This window comes from Niabella aquatica (assembly GCF_054779315.1).
This window is the reverse complement of record NZ_BAAGYM010000004.1, coordinates 266,812-284,100: the sequence shown is the minus strand read 5'-3', so window position 1 is coordinate 284,100 and position 17,289 is coordinate 266,812. Positions and strand designations below refer to the sequence as shown.

Sequence of the window (17,289 nt, the reverse complement as noted above, 5' to 3'; positions counted from 1 at the left end):
ACAATTAAAAGTTTAAATTACATCCGATAGTAAATATCCTGGGCGTAGGATAAGAGGCCATATCAACCCCGGCGTTTAACGGGTTGCCATACAGGTCTCCCATTTCAGGATTGAACCCTGAGTATTTTGTTCTGGTCCATAAATTATCCGCTGATATATATATGCGGGCCTTGCTTCCTGTATTCTTCTTAAACAAATGAGGGAAGGTGTACCCCAGCTGAATGGTTCTCAGCCGCATGTAAGACCCATCTTCCACATACCTGCTGGAAAACCTGTCGTTCTGGTTAGGATCACCGGCATGTACTCTTGGTAAATCTGAATTCGGATTATCCGGAGTCCAGCGATTCATCATATTTTTAGAATTGCTCCACTCCCTCATATTGGTGCTGTACATTACAGAGTACATATAATTCGCTATCTTATTCCCATGTGTACCTTGTAAGAACAGGTTCAAATCGATTTTTTTGTATGTAGCTGCAAAGGAAAATCCATAAGTAAAATCAGGAGTTGCGCTACCTAAATATATACGGTCATTTTCATCGATCAATCCATCACCGTTCTGATCTACAAATTTCACATCGCCTAAGCCCGCATTAGGCTGGATGGGTTTTCCCTTACTGTTTACGTAAGCATCCAGCATTTCCTGAGATTTAAATATTCCTGCTGACTGAAGTCCGTAGAAATAAGCCATTTCTTTTCCTTCCGCTGTTTTAGAATACTGCCCGTAAAGTGGCTCGCCACCACCTAAAGAAGTTACCTTATTTTTAATGAAAGAAATATTGAAACCGGTATTTACAGACAGGTCCCGGGTAATATCGGTAGAATAATTCAGCATTAATTCCACGCCGCTGTTTCTTATGGAGCCCGCGTTGGTTTTAGGCCTCCACATACCTGCATATATTGGAATAGGAGTATCGAGTATCATGTCGTTGGTGTTTCGCACAAAATAATCAACCGACCCACTTAACGAGTTGCGAAACAAACCAAAATCCAATCCAAAGTTAATTTGCTCTGAAGTTTCCCATGACAACTCTTCGTTAGCCAGTTTCTGCTGAATAGCACCATCTACCTGCGACCCGCCGAATACAGCAGTATAGCCGGTTGTCATCAAAGCCAGGTAGTCGAAATTTCCCGCACTTGCCTGGTTGCCTACGTGGCCCCAGCCTGCACGAAGTTTTAAAGTGGAGACAGGAGTGCTCAAACGAACATCTTCCATAAAGGACTCTGACAGGATGTTCCACCCCAATGAAAATGATGGAAAATATCCCCACCTTTTCCTGAACTTGGAGCTACCGTCTGCACGAAAAGTACCGGTAAACAAATAACGGTTGTCAAAGCTATAATTCGCCCTGAAAAAACCAGATAATAATGCGTTATGGCCGGCGCCTCCTGACACTTCGAGCGTTTCTTTGTTGGAAGACATGCCCAGGTAACGCAGATCCTCATCCTCAGGTACATCATACACTTTTGCATACATATTGCTGGACCACGATTTCTGAGCTTCCACGCCCAATGTAGCGTTCACACTATGTTTGCCAAAAGTGTTCACATAAGTGAAATACTCATTGGTATTCCAATAAATATTATCGGACCTGCTTTCAGTAAGACTGCTGATATCTCTTTGCTGGTCGGCCGTTATATAATAAACCGGGTAGTAGTTACGCGATTTACCCCATATATACTGCCTTCCATACTGCGCCCTGAAAGACAAACCTTTGATACCAATATCATTAATCTGCATATAGGCATTGGCGATAATGCGGTCATCACCCGATTTCCTGAATTTATTTTCATAAGCCGACTGAGCAGGGTTTCTGCCGTATGAGAAATAGATCTCTCCAAACTCATTCGTATAGTTATCCCAGGCCGCAGAAACCGGGTCGGCCTTTAATGCCTGTGTCAGCGACCCCTGGTAGAAATCGCCATCATTTCCCGATTTTTCATAAGTAGTAAAAGCCGCATTTATCCCAAGTTCCACCTTTTTTGCCAGCTTGTATTCGTTATTGACATGAACCATGTATTTGTCTAAAAACGTATTCCTCACAAGGCCCTCTTCTTTGGAATAAGTACCCCCAATATCAAATTTGTTTCTCTCACTACCGCCTGATACATTTAAATTATAGTTGGAGGTATAGCCGGTCTGTAAAATTTCATCCTGCCAGTTGGTACCTACGCTTTTATTGGCGATCACGTAATCCAGAATTGACTGCATTGCAACCGAAGGAGTGAGATTCGCATTTTTTAATGCCTCAAGTTTAAGCGTTGCAAACTCATGGGCATTCAGCATATCGATTCTTTTAGCTATTTCGGTTGCGCCGCCGAATACATTTACATTCACACGTGTTTTCTGATTATAGGTTCCTTTTTTTGTTTTAACCATAATAACGCCGTTAGCGCCACGCGAGCCGTAAATCGCAACCGCCGAGGCGTCTTTTAAAATCTCGATCGACTCTACATCATTGGGTGCAATGTGGCTGATATCATTTACAGGGAATCCATCTACCACGTAAAGCGGATCTGAATTATTAACACTTCCTGTACCACGGATACGGATCTTGGTACCTGCACCGGGTTCGCCCGAATTGTTGATAACGCTTACCCCTGCTGCTTTTCCCTGTAACGATTGGTTGACATCCACAGCCGACAGTTTGGTAAGCTGATTACCTTTAATGGAAGAAATGGCTCCGGTAAGGTCACTTTTTCTCATTGTTCCGTAACCCACCACTACAACATCATCCATAACAAGGTCTTCTTTTTCCAGAATGATGTTGATCACAGCGCTGGTAACCTTTATTACCTGTATTTTCATTCCGGTGTAGGTAAATGTTAACCGCTCATCCCTGACTGCCGAAATACTAAAATTCCCTGCGGCATCGGAAACGGTCACACCCCCGTTTTCTGCGGTCACCGTTACTCCCGGTAAAGGAGCGCCATCTTTTTCTGTAACTTTCCCGGAAACCTGTATACTCTGGGCCTGAATAAAACACGGTATCAGGCAGAGCATTAAAATGAAGATTTTTTTCATAATATAATTTTGACAAGACTTTAAAAGAAAGGCAATTAAAAATTTTGTTGAACAAAAGTAGCATCGCAAAAACCTGCAAACCACTACTTTGTTACTCAATACCGACACTTTGCATAAAAAAGCAGGAAAGCATCTAAAAAATTATTAATTAATAATAATCAATTAATTAAATAGTAATAAAAATTTAAATAATAGTATCAGAAATAAAAACCAATACTATTTTAATATTCAATTTTGTTGGTTTTAAATAACATTGTTGAGATTATACAATTATCTTGGTTTTGCGATAATTTTCTCTAAACTCCTTTGGAGTACAATTCTTTTTTTTCCGAAAAAGCCTGTTGAAATTGGACAGGTTATTAAACCCGCTTTCATAGCATATTTCTGTAATGGCCATTTTAGTATTCACCAGCAATCTGGATGCATAGCCAATCCTGATATCGATCACATAATCAAATAAAGGTTTGCCTGTCCTTAACTTAAAAAAACGACAGAATGCGTTAGGCGCCATATGGGCTATTCCTGCCAGCTGCTCCAGCCTTATTGGCTCCCTGAAATGATCATTAATATATTTTTGAACACGCTGTACCCGGCGGCTCTCTGCGTGTACCACAATAGTGCTGAAAGATGATGAGCAAAGCTCCCTGGAGTCTTCTGTAAAAAGGGATAACTCATATAGTAATGTCAAAAAATTCACGACAGAATAAAAGCCATGCTCTTCTGAAGCCATTTTCTCTAAAGTAGCATACACTTTCATTATTGCTGCCATAGGAAAACACAGTCCTCTTTTGGCTTTCTCAACCATTTTCTGGATCGAAGAGAATTGCTTTTTATCAACGAGGCCCGGGAAAAGCAGTTCAGGAGAAAACTGTACCGTAATTTCTCTTATATTTTTCGATCGGCACTCATACTGTTCCCAGGTATGCTCCAGGTTTTTACCGGTAATTAATACCAGGTCATATTCTCCAATTACTTCCATCGAATCCCCTACTACCCGCCTGACTCCTGGTGCGTTCAAAACAAAATTGAGCTCATACTCTTCATGAATATGAATCGGATAATTAAATTCTGTTTTATGCCGGTCTACAATGTAAAAACAATCTTTATCCGATAAAGGTGTAATTTCTTTAATAGCTAACTGTTCATGTTCCATACCATCAGGTTTTGATGGTATAAAAGTATTTTTAACAAAAAATGAAGGGTATCAATATTGTATCTAATGTTTTAGAAAATGTATCAGATCTTCTACAAACTGATACATTTTTATTGTTGTCTTTTTGTTTTTTGATATTGAGTGGGTGAAATACCCCAGTAATTATTAAAAGCACTGCTAAAATAGGATAAGGAGCTGTATCCCACCTGATAGGCCACCTCCGACACCGTTACATTCGATTTTTCCAGCAACATAGCAGCCTGTTTCATCCTGATGGTTTTTATTAATTCGACCGGACTGGAACCTGTCATTACTTTTATTTTACGATGCAGGCTTGTTCTGCTCATATTCATTTTCTTAGATATATCTTCTACATTCAGGACCGGTTCATCCATATTGTCCCTGATGTAATTGATGCAACTTTGTAATAGTTGCTCCTCCTCATTTACTATCTCTACATTTTTAGCTTCCAGTTGGAGCATAGCTGCAGATCTTTGGCGCATTTTCTTCCGGCCCTGAATCAGGCTCTTGATCACTGCGCTCAAATAGGCAGGAAAAAAAGGTTTTATTATATAAGCATCGGCCCCGGTTTCCAATCCTTCTAATTGTTTCTCCAGTGTATCATTAGCAGTCAGCAGCACTACAGGGATATGACAGGTATTCATATTTTCTTTTATGGATTTGCACAATTCAACTCCGTCCATCTCCGGCATCATTACGTCCGACAAAATCAGGTCCGGTTCATGCGTTTTTACTTTTTCCAAAGCATCTTTTCCATTAGATACTTTTATAATATAGTAATCATTTTTAAGCTGATGATACAGGTAAGTAGCCATATCATCCTCATCCTCAACCAGTAAAAGAGATAGTTTTGCATGCAGTACAGCTTCCGGCTCACTAAGGTCTAAGCCTTCACCACCTAAAAGCGCTGGATGAGCTTCTACCAGTTGCATATTTTGTCCGGCTGACGAAACAGTATCCTGGCTGGCTGTGGGAATTTCAATTTCAAAACTGGTGCCCTTGCCAACGGCACTCGAAACACTTATCATACCGTGATGAAGGGCCACAATATTCTTTACCAGATGCAGGCCAATACCTGTTCCGCTTTTTTGTGAACCACTTCCCTGGTAAAAGCGGTCAAATAAAAAAGGAATTTCATTGGCGGGGATACCTACACCAGTATCCCAAACTGTTACTAACACCTTATCCTTATTACCGACTAATTCAATTTTACAACCTATGTTACCTCCTTCGGGAGTGAAGCGAATAGCATTGGCAAACAGGTTATATAAGCAGTTTTCCATTAACTCAGGGTCAATATTTACAAAACAACGCACCGTATTACTTTCAAATGAAAAAGAGATATGCCTGCGCTGCATAATTTCGCCAAAAACTTTTGTAAACTGTTCTGTGTAGGAAACAATATCTGTCAGCCTGGTATGCACTTCCATTTTACCGTCCTCGATCTTTCTCAAATCAAGTATCTGGTTGATCAGGCGTAACAGCCGGTTGGCATTGCGGATCATCATGTCTAATATGGCCGTGCGGTCTTTATTCTTTTCACCCTGCTTCATTTCGCTTAACGGTGACAGGATAAGTGTAAGAGGCGTACGAAGCTCATGGCTGATATTCGTAAAAAACTGCATCTTATTCTGATTCAGCTCTTCCTGCTTTTTCCGCTTCAGCTTTTCCAAAGCAAGCGTATGCCTGTCAATCATGCGACTACGTAATACCCGAAATACCATAAATAAGAGCAGGATTGCGGCTAAAACATAAAACAGTTTAACCCACCAGGTTAACCACAAAGGCGGCTGGATAGAGATATGTAAAACAGATATATTGTCAGGTTCATCTCCGGAGACATTGCCGGCACCGATCCTGAATGCATAATCTCCCGGCGGTAAGTGGGCATACGAAACACTTAACTGTCCTTCGGGCAGGGTTCGCCATTCCTTGTCCACCCCTTCCATCATACACCGGTAATTAGTAGAAGCGGGATAAGCCACCAAAGGAGAGGCAAAAAAAATAGTGATGCTGTTCTCGTTGTACTTTAAACCGATTTTTTTTGTATAAGCCAGCGATTGATGCAGCACGATACGCCCATCAAACCGTTTGCCGATGGGTACAGGCTTATTGAAAATCTGCAGGCCGGTTATATGCACTACCGATCTGAAGGATGTAGTTGGCACACGATCGGGGAAAAAAGAATAGCAGCCGCTGCCACCCCCGAAAAACACTTCATGCCGGGGACTTATATAATATGAAGACCGGATGAAATTGATCCCGCCCAGGTCATTGTTGCTGATATAAAACCCTATTTTTCTTTTGAGCGGGTCGTAACAAATAATACCGGTATTAGCAGACAACCATAGCTGGTTGTTATAGGGTACAATACCATTGACGGCTACATCAAAATTCCCCTGGCTTATTAAACGATGCTTAATAAAAGCATTATTTTCAGGTTCATACTGATACAGACCCGATGAAGTGCCCACCCATATCTGATGTGCCGCATCTTCAGCTATAGCATAAATAGTCTGAAATTTTATTGACGGCTCATTTTCGAAGCTGGTAAATATTTGCCGCCTGATATCCATTTTACATATACCCGTATGACTGCCAATCCATAAAACAGAATCCCCCTGAAGATAAAGATTCGTAACAAAGTTGTTAATAAGATCAGGATATGCTGTGGTCTGATAATTTTTAAATGTCCCTGACCGGGAGTCAAAATAGCTGATCCCGGTGCCATCCAGCCCCAGCCAAAAGTTTTGACGGGCATCCTCAACAATACATTTTACATAATTTCCAGATATTGAATGAGCACCGGGCTGATAGGAATAAGATAAAAATGTTCCGGAAGTACTGTCAAACCTGCAAAGACCACCGCTGTAAGTGCCCGCCCATATAACGCCCCTGCTATCACAAAAAACACTCACCACTGCATTGTCGGGCAAAGAGCGGCTGTTCTGCGGCTGATGCCGGTAATGGGTATAGGTACCGCTAAGCTTATTATACCGGCTCAACCCGCCTCCATCTGTAGCAAACCATATATTCCCCGAGCGATCAGTGGTAATGGCCGACACCTGCCCATAACTTAAAAAAGCCTTACTCTGATCATTCCATCCCTTTTTATAACTGGTAAACCCGAATGGTTCTTTGCGCAAATATCCAATACCATCATTGTAATACCCTATCCACAGATTACCGTTCCTGTCCTCAAAAAGTCCATGTATTTTACTGTTTTCCATACCCGGGCGGCTATCGGATATGCCAGGATAGGGCTTTACAGTTTTATCTGTTTGATCAAAATATAACAGCCCATTATCTTCTGTTCCGATCAATACGTCCCCGTTACTGATACGCTGCATCGTAAACGCGGTAATATCACCGGTCAGCTTCTCAAACACATACTTATTGATTTCGTACCTATAAATTCCGCGGCCTAATGTAGAGATCAGAATATTGCCATCACGGGTTTTGACCATACCCAGTATGGCATCTGTCGGCAACATATTATTTCCTGCGTTGTAGTGTATAAAACTATTGTCTGCCGGGTTATAGACTGATATACCTTTATCAAAGGTTGCGAACCATATATTACCTTCGTTATCCCCAACAATACTGCGTATCGAATGTCCCTGCAAATAGCCGGGGCCGCTTTTTGCATAAAGCCAGACCGGCTTTTGACCGTTCAAAGGGTATTGTAAAGCCCCTTTATCCTCTACCCCAAACCACAGGTTTTTTTTGGCATCCTCCATGATCCATTTTACCGGATGACGGCGAAACATATCCCTGTCCTGGCCCAGGTAAACAGATTTAAAATTATCCATCCTGTCATCATAATACTGAAGACCGGACATGGAAGCCACCCATAAACGACCCCGTGAATCAATATACAGGGCAGTTATGATATTATTGACAATGGAAGTTGTATCCTGCCGGATATTTTTATAAACCGTAAAGCTATGGCCGTCAAATTTATTCAGGCCGTCCTCTGTACCTACCCATATAAAGCCTTTATCATCCTGAACAATGGTGTTATTTATTTTGAGGCTGGAAAGCCCATTACGTGTACCCATTATTTGCATATCCTGATACAAAGGAGACTGGGCATTTACCGCAATACTGCACAGCAATAAGCAAAGCAATTTTATATATTGTAATCTGTACATTCATGCAAATTAACCGGTATAAAATTACTTAACAAACAAAAACCAATTACTCCATGGTAATGCCTGTTTTCTGGTGCGTGTTTATGCTAGCAATCAACCGTAACAGTTATATAAGTTTATAAAATGTGCATTGCTGTTTAGCTATGCTGTAAATAACAATTCAAGCGCAGCAGTATAATGTAATATAAAAAATTATGTGCTCACTTACGGATATTTGAATTATCCTTTTTGAATATATTTTCTGTTAACCACAAAATACAATGTTCCATCCATTTATCTGATGTTGTTCTGTTATGCAAGCCGAAACCATGCCCTCCCTGTGGATATAACAGCATATCAGAAAAAACGCCCTTCGTATTTAAGGCCAGATAAAAGGATGTTGAATTTTCAACTTTTACCACTTTATCATCGCCTGCATGAACAATGAATGCAGGCGGTGTATTTTCTGTAACCTGTAACTCGTTGGAATATAAAATCACCTGTTCTTTTGAAGCGTTTTTGCCGATAAGGTTTTCGCGCGAGCCCCAATGTGTAAGCGAATCCGTGAAACTGATAACCGGATAAGCCAAAACCATAAAATCCGGTCTTACGCTTATTCCTTTGTTATCGATAACAGGCTGCTGAAAATGTGTTCCAGCCGTGGATGCCAGATGCCCTCCCGCTGAAAAACCGGCGATGCCAACTTTTTTCGGGTCAACCTTCCACTTTTCCGCATTTTTCCTGATCAGCATCAATGCCTGTTGCGCATCCTGCAATGGGCCTATTGATTTATCCTTCATGATACGGTCGCCGGGCAATCTGTATTTTAACACAAACGCAGCAATGCCATACCTGTTAAATTCCTTGGCTACATCCGCACCTTCTTTTATAATTGAAAGGCCACCATAACCTCCTCCCGGGCAGATCAGCACTGCCGGAACCGGAGACAATGCACCTGCTACAGGATAAAATGTAAGGGTTGGAACAGATACATCGCTGACCCAGTCTGCATCGTAATCGCGTTTGACATATTTTTCAATATTATCAGCAGAAATGTTGTTGGGAATTTCATTTTCGTATAAAGGGATTTCTTTCTGCGTGAAAGCAGTCACACTAAACAACAGAAACGATAAAACAAACGTACATTTCATCTATCTATTTTTATTGGTTGTAAGATCCTGCTTAAAATTGTTATTGAAACGGATCTTTTCAAACTTTTAAAAATGACCGGAACATGCTTCCTTCATCTTCCGATAACCATTGAAACAGGACGGCATTTTCTCATAAAAAACTCAAATACTAAAAACTTAAACAAGTTCATGATATGATGCGTTAATCTCCGAAAGCCAGGGATAACTTTACCATGTTTCCAGAGCCAGGTTATAGTTTCTGAAAATTAATGTATCCTTCATTTTGTATGTTTTGCTCATTGCTTCGTTCCTGTACTCATAATTCAGGTATATCTTTTTATTTTCAGCATCGTACCGCCCCCCCCCGTTATCGATAATATTATTGATCAAAGAGGTACTTACGTTTTCAACTTTCAAGTTCTTATTATCGCCCACAACCAATTTCAGGCTATAAGGCTGGTTTGCCTGCGTAGTATTAAATTCCACACCATCTGTCACCAAAGTATTCAGGCCAATGGTGGTGAGTGTCCACACATGGTTTTTCATATATTGCGATTCTTCTTCCGGCCGTACATATTGCAAACTATCTACCTGATTACCTGCCGCATCAAAACCATACCTTACCCCACGATGGTAATAAGTGGCATCAAACTGATTAATGTATTTTAAAACAATAATCGTATAGTCTTTGGCGGCAATACCATTTTCAACAGATCCTCTCAAAACAGAATCTGATGTGGAAGTGGTAATAACCAAAGGGAGTACATAATTTTTTGTCAGTGATTTCGGATCATTAAAAAATTGATGCGTAAGTGTCACTTTTACGGCACCATCAAAGCTACCTTTCCGAATAACCATCTTTGCCTCATTTCCAAGCGAGTAATAGGAAGCCGGCAACAGCTCAAAGTTTTTTCCACGCATAATGCCTGCATCGTTTAATAAATAAGGGGCTACCTTAAAGCCTACTTCTATATCTTTTTCATTGTTTCGTACTCCTCCCAACATTACGCCTACATCAAAACTTCCGTTACTGCCCTCGGCTACTATTGTCCTTACCGGTCTTTGATAAGGAAAATACACTGTTGACAGGTTATTGCCTACCTGATAATCGGCGTATTTTTTACACCCCATCGACCCAAGAAATAAAAGAAAAATGCCTAAGACCTGTATACCTGCTTTCATCTCTGAATTTTAAAAAATTAAATAATTGATCCTTAAAGAATAATAACCTTTTACCACCCCTTATTCTGAACAATATTATTGGACCTGTATACTACAGACTCGGGAATAGGCCCGTAATACATGTTGGACAAATAAGCCAGCTTCTGCACCTGCCTGCTATAATCAAACGAGAAACCACCGTTTGCGTTTTTGATAATTTTTACACCTTTAACGGTTTGCGACAGCTCGCTTAGCGGCACCATCCATCTTCTCAAGTCAAAAAAGCGATGATTCTCAAAACATAGTTCTATACGGCGCTCGTTCCTTACCAATTGACGAAAGGCCTCTTTACCTGCCGCCGTAACAGTGCTGAGATAATTATCAGCAGAGAACCCGGCCCTGGTCCGGATCGCTTTTAACGCCGTTGTGGCTGTTATGCCCAGGCCTAATGGATCCGCATCGGGCCCCCAGGCTTCATTAGCAGCTTCGGCATAGTTCAGCCATACTTCTGTTTTGCGCAAAAACGCATAAAAGTGTTTGGCAGTCCCCCCGCCGCCCGGTTGAAGGCTCACCCCATCGTGCATCCATTTTCTTAAATAATACCCCGTAAGCGTGGCTTTATTATAACGGCCCTCTTCCGTATCTTTTCCCTTTTCAAAAGTTTCAACAGCAGTTCCTTTAAAGGATGCGCCATTTACCAGGATATTCCATCCCAAACGCTTATCCCTGTTGATATACGGATTTTGTGGATTATATACCGCGTTAGCATCTGTAACAGGATAACCATTGCTGGTGGGGAAAGCGTCGACCAATTGCTGGGACGGATTGGTCAAACCGCTACCCCATAACGATGGGATGAAGTTTCTGCTCTCCGGGCCATTGCTGTCCCCGGCATATTTCCTCCAGATAAAATCTGCATGATTAGGATTGTTGTAAAAATTAGCCGGCGCATTAAAATCAATTGCAGGCAGGCTGCCGGCATTTACCATTACTTCCCGGGCCGCCTTTGCCGCTCTTTCCCATAATTGCTGCTGCGTCATTTCCGAAAAAGCCTTAGCAAAAGCGGGACTTGCCGCATACAGGTATAATCTGGCCTTTAAGGCTTTGGCAGCCATACCACTGGCCCTGCCCACCTGAACAGAACCCAACTGGTCGTCGGAGCCCGAGTACTCCAGCGGTAGATATTTGATGGCGGAATCTAAATCAGCGGTAATCTGGCCTACACAATCTTCATACATATTCCTTGGAATATTAATGGATGCGGGGTCTTGGGTGCTGAGCACTTTTGTTACTATGGGGAATCCTAAAAACTGATCGTTTGCAGCCTTTCCTCCAAATCTCTGCAGCAGTTCCCACTCATACCAGGCACGCATATAATACGCTTCGCCTTTTGACCGCTTGCGGATCTTTGCATTCTTTGTACTATCGTAAGAATAACGGGCAGTTCCACCGTTCTCTAAAAACTTATTGGCATTCCTGATCTGGATATAGCAATTACTCCATGAGTCCAATGGATTATAGGCCACTGTCCATCCTCCCATTGCCATAATTTTTATTACTGAACCATAATCATTACTTACTGCATCGTCTGTGGCTACGTCCAGAAAATTATTACCAAAATTGTCATAAAAGCCCGGCAGGCTGCTATAAGTAGCCATTAGCACACCTAAAGAATAATCAGGATCACTCCAAACCTCTTCGTCTGATAAAGAGGTATCAATTTTAGGGTCGAGGTATTTTTTACAGGAAGTAAAAATTAAGCCTAACAATAAGATATATATTATTCCTTTCATTTTCATAATCCTCAATTTTTAGAATGATACAGATATGCCACCGGTGAACGTTCTGAAGATCGGGAAATTGGTCAGTCCCGCGCTCGCATCCTCTGGGTCCAGGTCTTTTATTTTTGAAAAGATCAGCAGGTTATTTCCTCTGAGGAAGATCTTCATTGCCTTAAAAAAATAAATCTGTTCCTGATCCAGGGTGTAGCTTAATTCTGCAGCTTTTATCCTGAAGAAAGAAGCATCGGCCAGCCAGAAGGTTGAGTTTTGGTAATTATTGGTTCCTCTTAAAGTAGTGAGTCTTGGATACGTTGCGGTTGATGCTGTTTGAGGCGTCCACCTGTTCCATACTACATCTGAGTATTTTTTGTTAACATCATTAATCCAGTAATAGCTATTATTATTAAACTGCTGCACATTCCCAATACCTGCGCCATTTATTTGCATACCCCATTTTTTATACTGCATTCCGATGTTAATCCCATAGGTAATGCGGGGAAATGTATGGCCAATAATACGCACATCGTTTTGATCAATATAACCATTATTGTCCAGGTCTTCATAACGTATATCGCCGGGAGATACGGCCCCCAGGCGCTGTACGGGCGCGCCATTGATTTCTTGCAGGCTTTGAAACAACCCGCTGGATACATAGCCAAAGGCCGCATCTACTGCTTCATTGGTCCTGCGCCTGTTATCGGGATATCCCGGCAGGTCATCATATACCTTATTAATTGCTTTAGAATAAATAATATTCGCGTCCACGAAATAGCCCAGGTCGCCAACCGCACCTTTGTAATTAACGTCAGCCTCTATTCCTTTGTTTAATACCCTACCGAAGTTTTCTACAGGCAGCAGCCCGCCTAATATTTGCGGATAACTGTTGCTCCTGTTGGACAATATATCGTACCGGTCGTTAATAAAATAATTGACTTCAACCCCAAGCTTTCTCTTAACAAACAAGCCTTCCAATCCTAAGTTCAGCTCTTTTGCTTTTTCCCAGGTAACACCGGGATTCGCAATGGTAACTACATTGGTTACGCCCGGCCTGTTCTCATTATTGGTACCGAAGTTAGCATTACCCGAGTAGCTCCACCTGTTTTCAAACTGATAAAAATCTATGTTCCTGTCCGTACCTATAATCCCATAGCTTGCCTTAAGCTTCATGTAATTATCTCTTATAAGGTCTTTTGCAAATGGCTCTTCTGAAATGATCCAGCCCATACCCGCCGACGGGAAAACGCCGTACCTTTTACTGATCGCAAACTTTGAAGATCCCAAAGCGGTAATATCGATTTCCGCAATCAGTTTGTTTTTAAACATATAATTGGCACGTAGCGCCATTGTTTCATTCTTAATGTCCTGGGAACTACCCCTTAATTCACGTTTGTTTCTAAAATATAGCAGATCACTATTGAAAGCATGTATATTTCCAAAAGTTCTGTTATAATGTAACTGATAGTAATACCCGATATTACGATAACCATCATCTCCCCATCTGGACTGCCCGGAAACCTTTGTACCGGTGGATAGCTGCACAAGATACATAGAGTCCCGACCCGCAGACGAAGTTGCCCATACAGGAACGTACGAATAAAAATTCTGGCTTTTACCGTAGGTTACATAATTGTAAATATCAAAAGTCACATAAGCCTTAGCCGAAAGACCCGGCGTAATGTCGTTCAGATTTATATCCACACCTACATTTGTCTGGCCTGTACGGTCCACCCTTTTTGAGTATCCCCCTTCCATCATTTGGGCGTAAACATTCCCGGAGCTGTAAAAGCTGCCGCCATATATTACCGTATCCCGGTTGCTGCGGATGATAAACGGGTACTCGTTCGGACGGTGGCCAGACATTCGTCCAAAGAAGTCTTGAGAAGAAAGGTTATTAGCATTTCTAAATTCCATCCGGCCCACTACATCTACATACATTTTCACCATTTTGGAAATAGCATAATCCAGGTTAGCCCGCAGGTTCAGCCTGTTGAACGTAGTTGCGGGCCCCGCCTTCTCCAATCCCCCTTCGCCCAAATACCCCAGGTTCATATAATACTGCGCTCTGTCGTTTCCACCTCGAAACTGTAATACTGCCTTTCTATAAGGCATGGATTTTTTCAAAAGTTCTTCATAAAAATCAACATTAGTGTACATCAGGGAATTGGCATTGCCCTTTTTGTAACCTTCAATCTCCGAATCATAGTAATACTCAGGCAAACCATCATTTCTTCTGGCCTCGTTAAAAAGCAGGGCATAATCCCCTGCATCCAGAAATTTCGGCATCGTTTCCGGCATTTTTAACCCGTATTCCACACTTACATTACGTTCCCGGTGGTTTACCTTCCCCCTTTTTGTGGTAACCATTATGATGCCATTAGCACCTCTTGCCCCATAAAGTGTTTTAGCGGTAATATCTTTTAATATCTGCACAGACTCAATTTCTTCCGCATTCAGATCATTCATTGGCCGTTCAATACCATCCACTATGATTAGCGGCGCGTTATCCGATGAACGATTCAGCCCCCGTACATAGAGGTTTGCTGAATTCCATCCCGGCGTACCGGCAGTTTGTAACGCGGTGAGCCCTGCTGCCTGCCCCGCGAGCGAATTAGTCAGAGAAGGATCGGGAACAGATTCCAATGCACTCCCTTTAATGACGGAAACAGCGCCAACCAACTGCCGTTTATATAAAGCGCCAAAAGGCATCTTAATCAAATCATCTTCACTCTTATATAATGAAGGTTGTCTCAGTGTAAAAACGTCTCTGTTCAATTCATAATTGTCAACAATTAATGTTTCATATCCGTAAGCCTTTATGGTTAGTTCGGCCTTCCCTTTTACTTTCATCCTGAACTCACCTCTCGCATTGGCAGTAGTTTCATTGATACCTTCGCCATAGACTATTGTGGCAAAAGGAATTCCCTTATTATTAGTATCTACTACCTTCCCTGACAAAATATAAGCGGGAGTGGAGATGTCTTCATCCTGTGAAAAAGCAACCGGTATAATATAAAGAAATACAAGCAATAGAATAAAGCTCCTGTAAAAATTTCTTCTCATATCATTAAATATTTTTCTGTTAATGCTTTGGTTACCAACCCGGATTTTGCTCTAGCTTGTAAAGCATATTCACATATAGTTTAGGTATAGGATACCAATAATGCTTATTTTCAAAAACCCGGTTCCGCCCTTCATCTTCATAGTACCTGTACGAAAATCTGCCGGCGCCTATCCTGGTGATTTCGACATTATAAATATGATGTAATACGTTCCCTATCCTCCATCTCCTTATATCATGCCATCTCTGTTGTTCAAAACATAGTTCTACGGTACGCTCATTTCTGATTTTTTGTCTAAACACTTCTTTAGAGGAAGTAAACGTAGCGGGCACATCTACAACGCCTGACCTTCTTCTAAGCGTATTAATGGCGTCCAAAGCCGACATGCTGGTACCGGGAACAATGGTGGTTGGTCCATAAACTTCATTGGCAGCTTCCGCAAAATCAAGATAGAGTTGCGTTACACGGATGTATACCGAAGGAACATACATATTATATTTCTTCTCCACTTTGTTATACCCTTCTGGCCAGAACTTGCGGATCAGATAAGGAGAAGGCCCTCTCCATCTTACATCGGCCTGGTATCCCCAATCACTCGATGCCTTGTTCTGGTAGCTATCATACTGCCATAGCTGTAACAGGTGTATGTTTCCGTTGCTCTCTCTTGTCCATGGAGCATAATTATAAAGCACACTATAATAAAATCTTGGATCCCTGTTTAAATAAGGATTTTGCGGATCATAGCCCGATGCCGGATCGGTAACAGGCAGCCCGTTTTTCATTTCAAACATATCAATAATGTTCTGTGTAGGCGTAGCATAATGCACACTTCCCGGTGTAATAGAATTAGGTCCGAGGTTAGAGCCCAAAGCAAAATCACCCACTATACCGTTCGGGCGATACCAGATCGCTTCAGTACTGGCGGATAGATCAGGGTTATAAAATATTTTGGAATAGTTATCCACAGTAGAACCATCCATTAATGAATACAGTCCGTTTGATTTGATATAACTGATAGCAGCATACGCTGCTTTTGCGGCGGTATCACAAATTCTGGTGTCATAACCCGTATAGCCTGATTCGGGGCACATGTTAGGACTTGCAGAATACAGCAATGCCATGCTTTTTAGTGCGAGGGCTGCTGCTTTCGTAATCCGCCCTTTTTGAATGGCAGGCCATGAATCGGGCAAGAGTTCAAAAGCTTTGTCCAGGTCGCTTACCAGCCATCTGGTAGATTCGTGATAACTTAACCGTGGAAAATCAAGATCATCGTTACTCTCATAAGCCTTATCAAAAAGAGGCATTCCGCCCCATCTGCGAATTACCTGGAAGTAATTCCATGCCCTGAAAAAATAAGCCTGTCCTAACAGGTATTTTTTATCCCTCTCAGTAGCATCCTGAAGTTTGTCAATATTCTGAATACATAAATTGGCAACACGCAGGTTAATAAACGCCATCTCAAGCACAGGCCTGTTATCAGACACATCCGCATTAGACAAACCCGATCTCCATCCAAACTCACGCGACCCTTCCTGTATAAATAAACCTTTGTTAACAGGTAATGCCTGTGTGCCGGGGTCGTTTAAGAATGTAGTAGCGGCCTCATCCGAAATAGCATACTGATCTCCGCGCCATTCGTACCGGTCAATATATTCAGGATTTCTACGGTACATCTGGTCTAAGAATCCCTGGAAACTCAAAAACCGGCTATATACTGTTTCATCGGAAATGCCAATGTCGGGCGATTTATCCAGGTACTTTTCGCAAGATGACAGACTTGTTGCCACAATAAGCAACCATACAATTATTCTGATGTACTTAAACAT

At 41.7% G+C, this 17,289-nt stretch carries 8 protein-coding genes; all 8 read right to left on the bottom strand.

The window, feature by feature from the left end:
• Window positions 1-4: 4 nt before the first annotated feature.
• Window positions 5-3,025 carry a SusC/RagA family TonB-linked outer membrane protein gene (locus tag ACYVBM_RS05010; protein WP_460684531.1) on the bottom strand — a complete coding sequence of 1,007 codons (3,021 nt, stop codon included), beginning with the start codon at window positions 3,023-3,025 and terminating at the stop codon, window positions 5-7.
• A 262-nt stretch (window positions 3,026-3,287) separates the two neighbouring features.
• Entirely contained in the window at window positions 3,288-4,178 is an 891-nt protein-coding gene (locus ACYVBM_RS05005; RefSeq protein ID WP_460684530.1) for an AraC family transcriptional regulator, read from the bottom strand.
• Window positions 4,179-4,288: 110 nt separating this feature from the next.
• Window positions 4,289-8,353, bottom strand: coding sequence for a hybrid sensor histidine kinase/response regulator transcription factor (locus ACYVBM_RS05000; RefSeq protein ID WP_460684529.1), 4,065 nt, complete (start codon window positions 8,351-8,353; stop codon window positions 4,289-4,291).
• A 200-nt stretch (window positions 8,354-8,553) separates the two neighbouring features.
• Window positions 8,554-9,483, bottom strand: a complete 930-nt coding sequence (locus ACYVBM_RS04995; RefSeq protein WP_460684528.1) for an alpha/beta hydrolase — start codon at window positions 9,481-9,483, stop codon at window positions 8,554-8,556.
• Window positions 9,484-9,690: 207 nt separating this feature from the next.
• A complete protein-coding gene (locus tag ACYVBM_RS04990) occupies window positions 9,691-10,644 on the bottom strand; it encodes a DUF1735 domain-containing protein (RefSeq protein ID WP_460684527.1) in 954 nt (317 codons plus the stop codon).
• Between the two features lie 50 nt (window positions 10,645-10,694).
• Window positions 10,695-12,416, bottom strand: coding sequence for a RagB/SusD family nutrient uptake outer membrane protein (locus ACYVBM_RS04985; protein ID WP_460684526.1), 1,722 nt, complete (start codon window positions 12,414-12,416; stop codon window positions 10,695-10,697).
• A gap of 18 nt (window positions 12,417-12,434) precedes the next feature.
• Window positions 12,435-15,464 (bottom strand): SusC/RagA family TonB-linked outer membrane protein, encoded by a 3,030-nt coding sequence (locus ACYVBM_RS04980; protein ID WP_460684525.1) that lies wholly within the window; start codon window positions 15,462-15,464, stop codon window positions 12,435-12,437.
• A 31-nt stretch (window positions 15,465-15,495) separates the two neighbouring features.
• Window positions 15,496-17,289, bottom strand: a complete 1,794-nt coding sequence (locus tag ACYVBM_RS04975; protein WP_460684524.1) for a RagB/SusD family nutrient uptake outer membrane protein — start codon at window positions 17,287-17,289, stop codon at window positions 15,496-15,498.

What these genes read in the sequence shown, in the direction of transcription:
- ACYVBM_RS05010 (WP_460684531.1), bottom strand. Translation starts at nt 3,025, where the DNA reads ATGAAAAAAATCTTCATTTTAATGCTCTGCCTGATACCGTGTTTTATT.
- ACYVBM_RS05005 (WP_460684530.1), bottom strand. Translation starts at nt 4,178, where the DNA reads ATGGAACATGAACAGTTAGCTATTAAAGAAATTACACCTTTATCGGAT.
- ACYVBM_RS05000 (WP_460684529.1), bottom strand. Translation starts at nt 8,353, where the DNA reads ATGTACAGATTACAATATATAAAATTGCTTTGCTTATTGCTGTGCAGT.
- ACYVBM_RS04995 (WP_460684528.1), bottom strand. Translation starts at nt 9,483, where the DNA reads ATGAAATGTACGTTTGTTTTATCGTTTCTGTTGTTTAGTGTGACTGCT.
- ACYVBM_RS04990 (WP_460684527.1), bottom strand. Translation starts at nt 10,644, where the DNA reads ATGAAAGCAGGTATACAGGTCTTAGGCATTTTTCTTTTATTTCTTGGG.
- ACYVBM_RS04985 (WP_460684526.1), bottom strand. Translation starts at nt 12,416, where the DNA reads ATGAAAGGAATAATATATATCTTATTGTTAGGCTTAATTTTTACTTCC.
- ACYVBM_RS04980 (WP_460684525.1), bottom strand. Translation starts at nt 15,464, where the DNA reads ATGAGAAGAAATTTTTACAGGAGCTTTATTCTATTGCTTGTATTTCTT.
- ACYVBM_RS04975 (WP_460684524.1), bottom strand. Translation starts at nt 17,289, where the DNA reads ATGTTTAAGTACATCAGAATAATTGTATGGTTGCTTATTGTGGCAACA.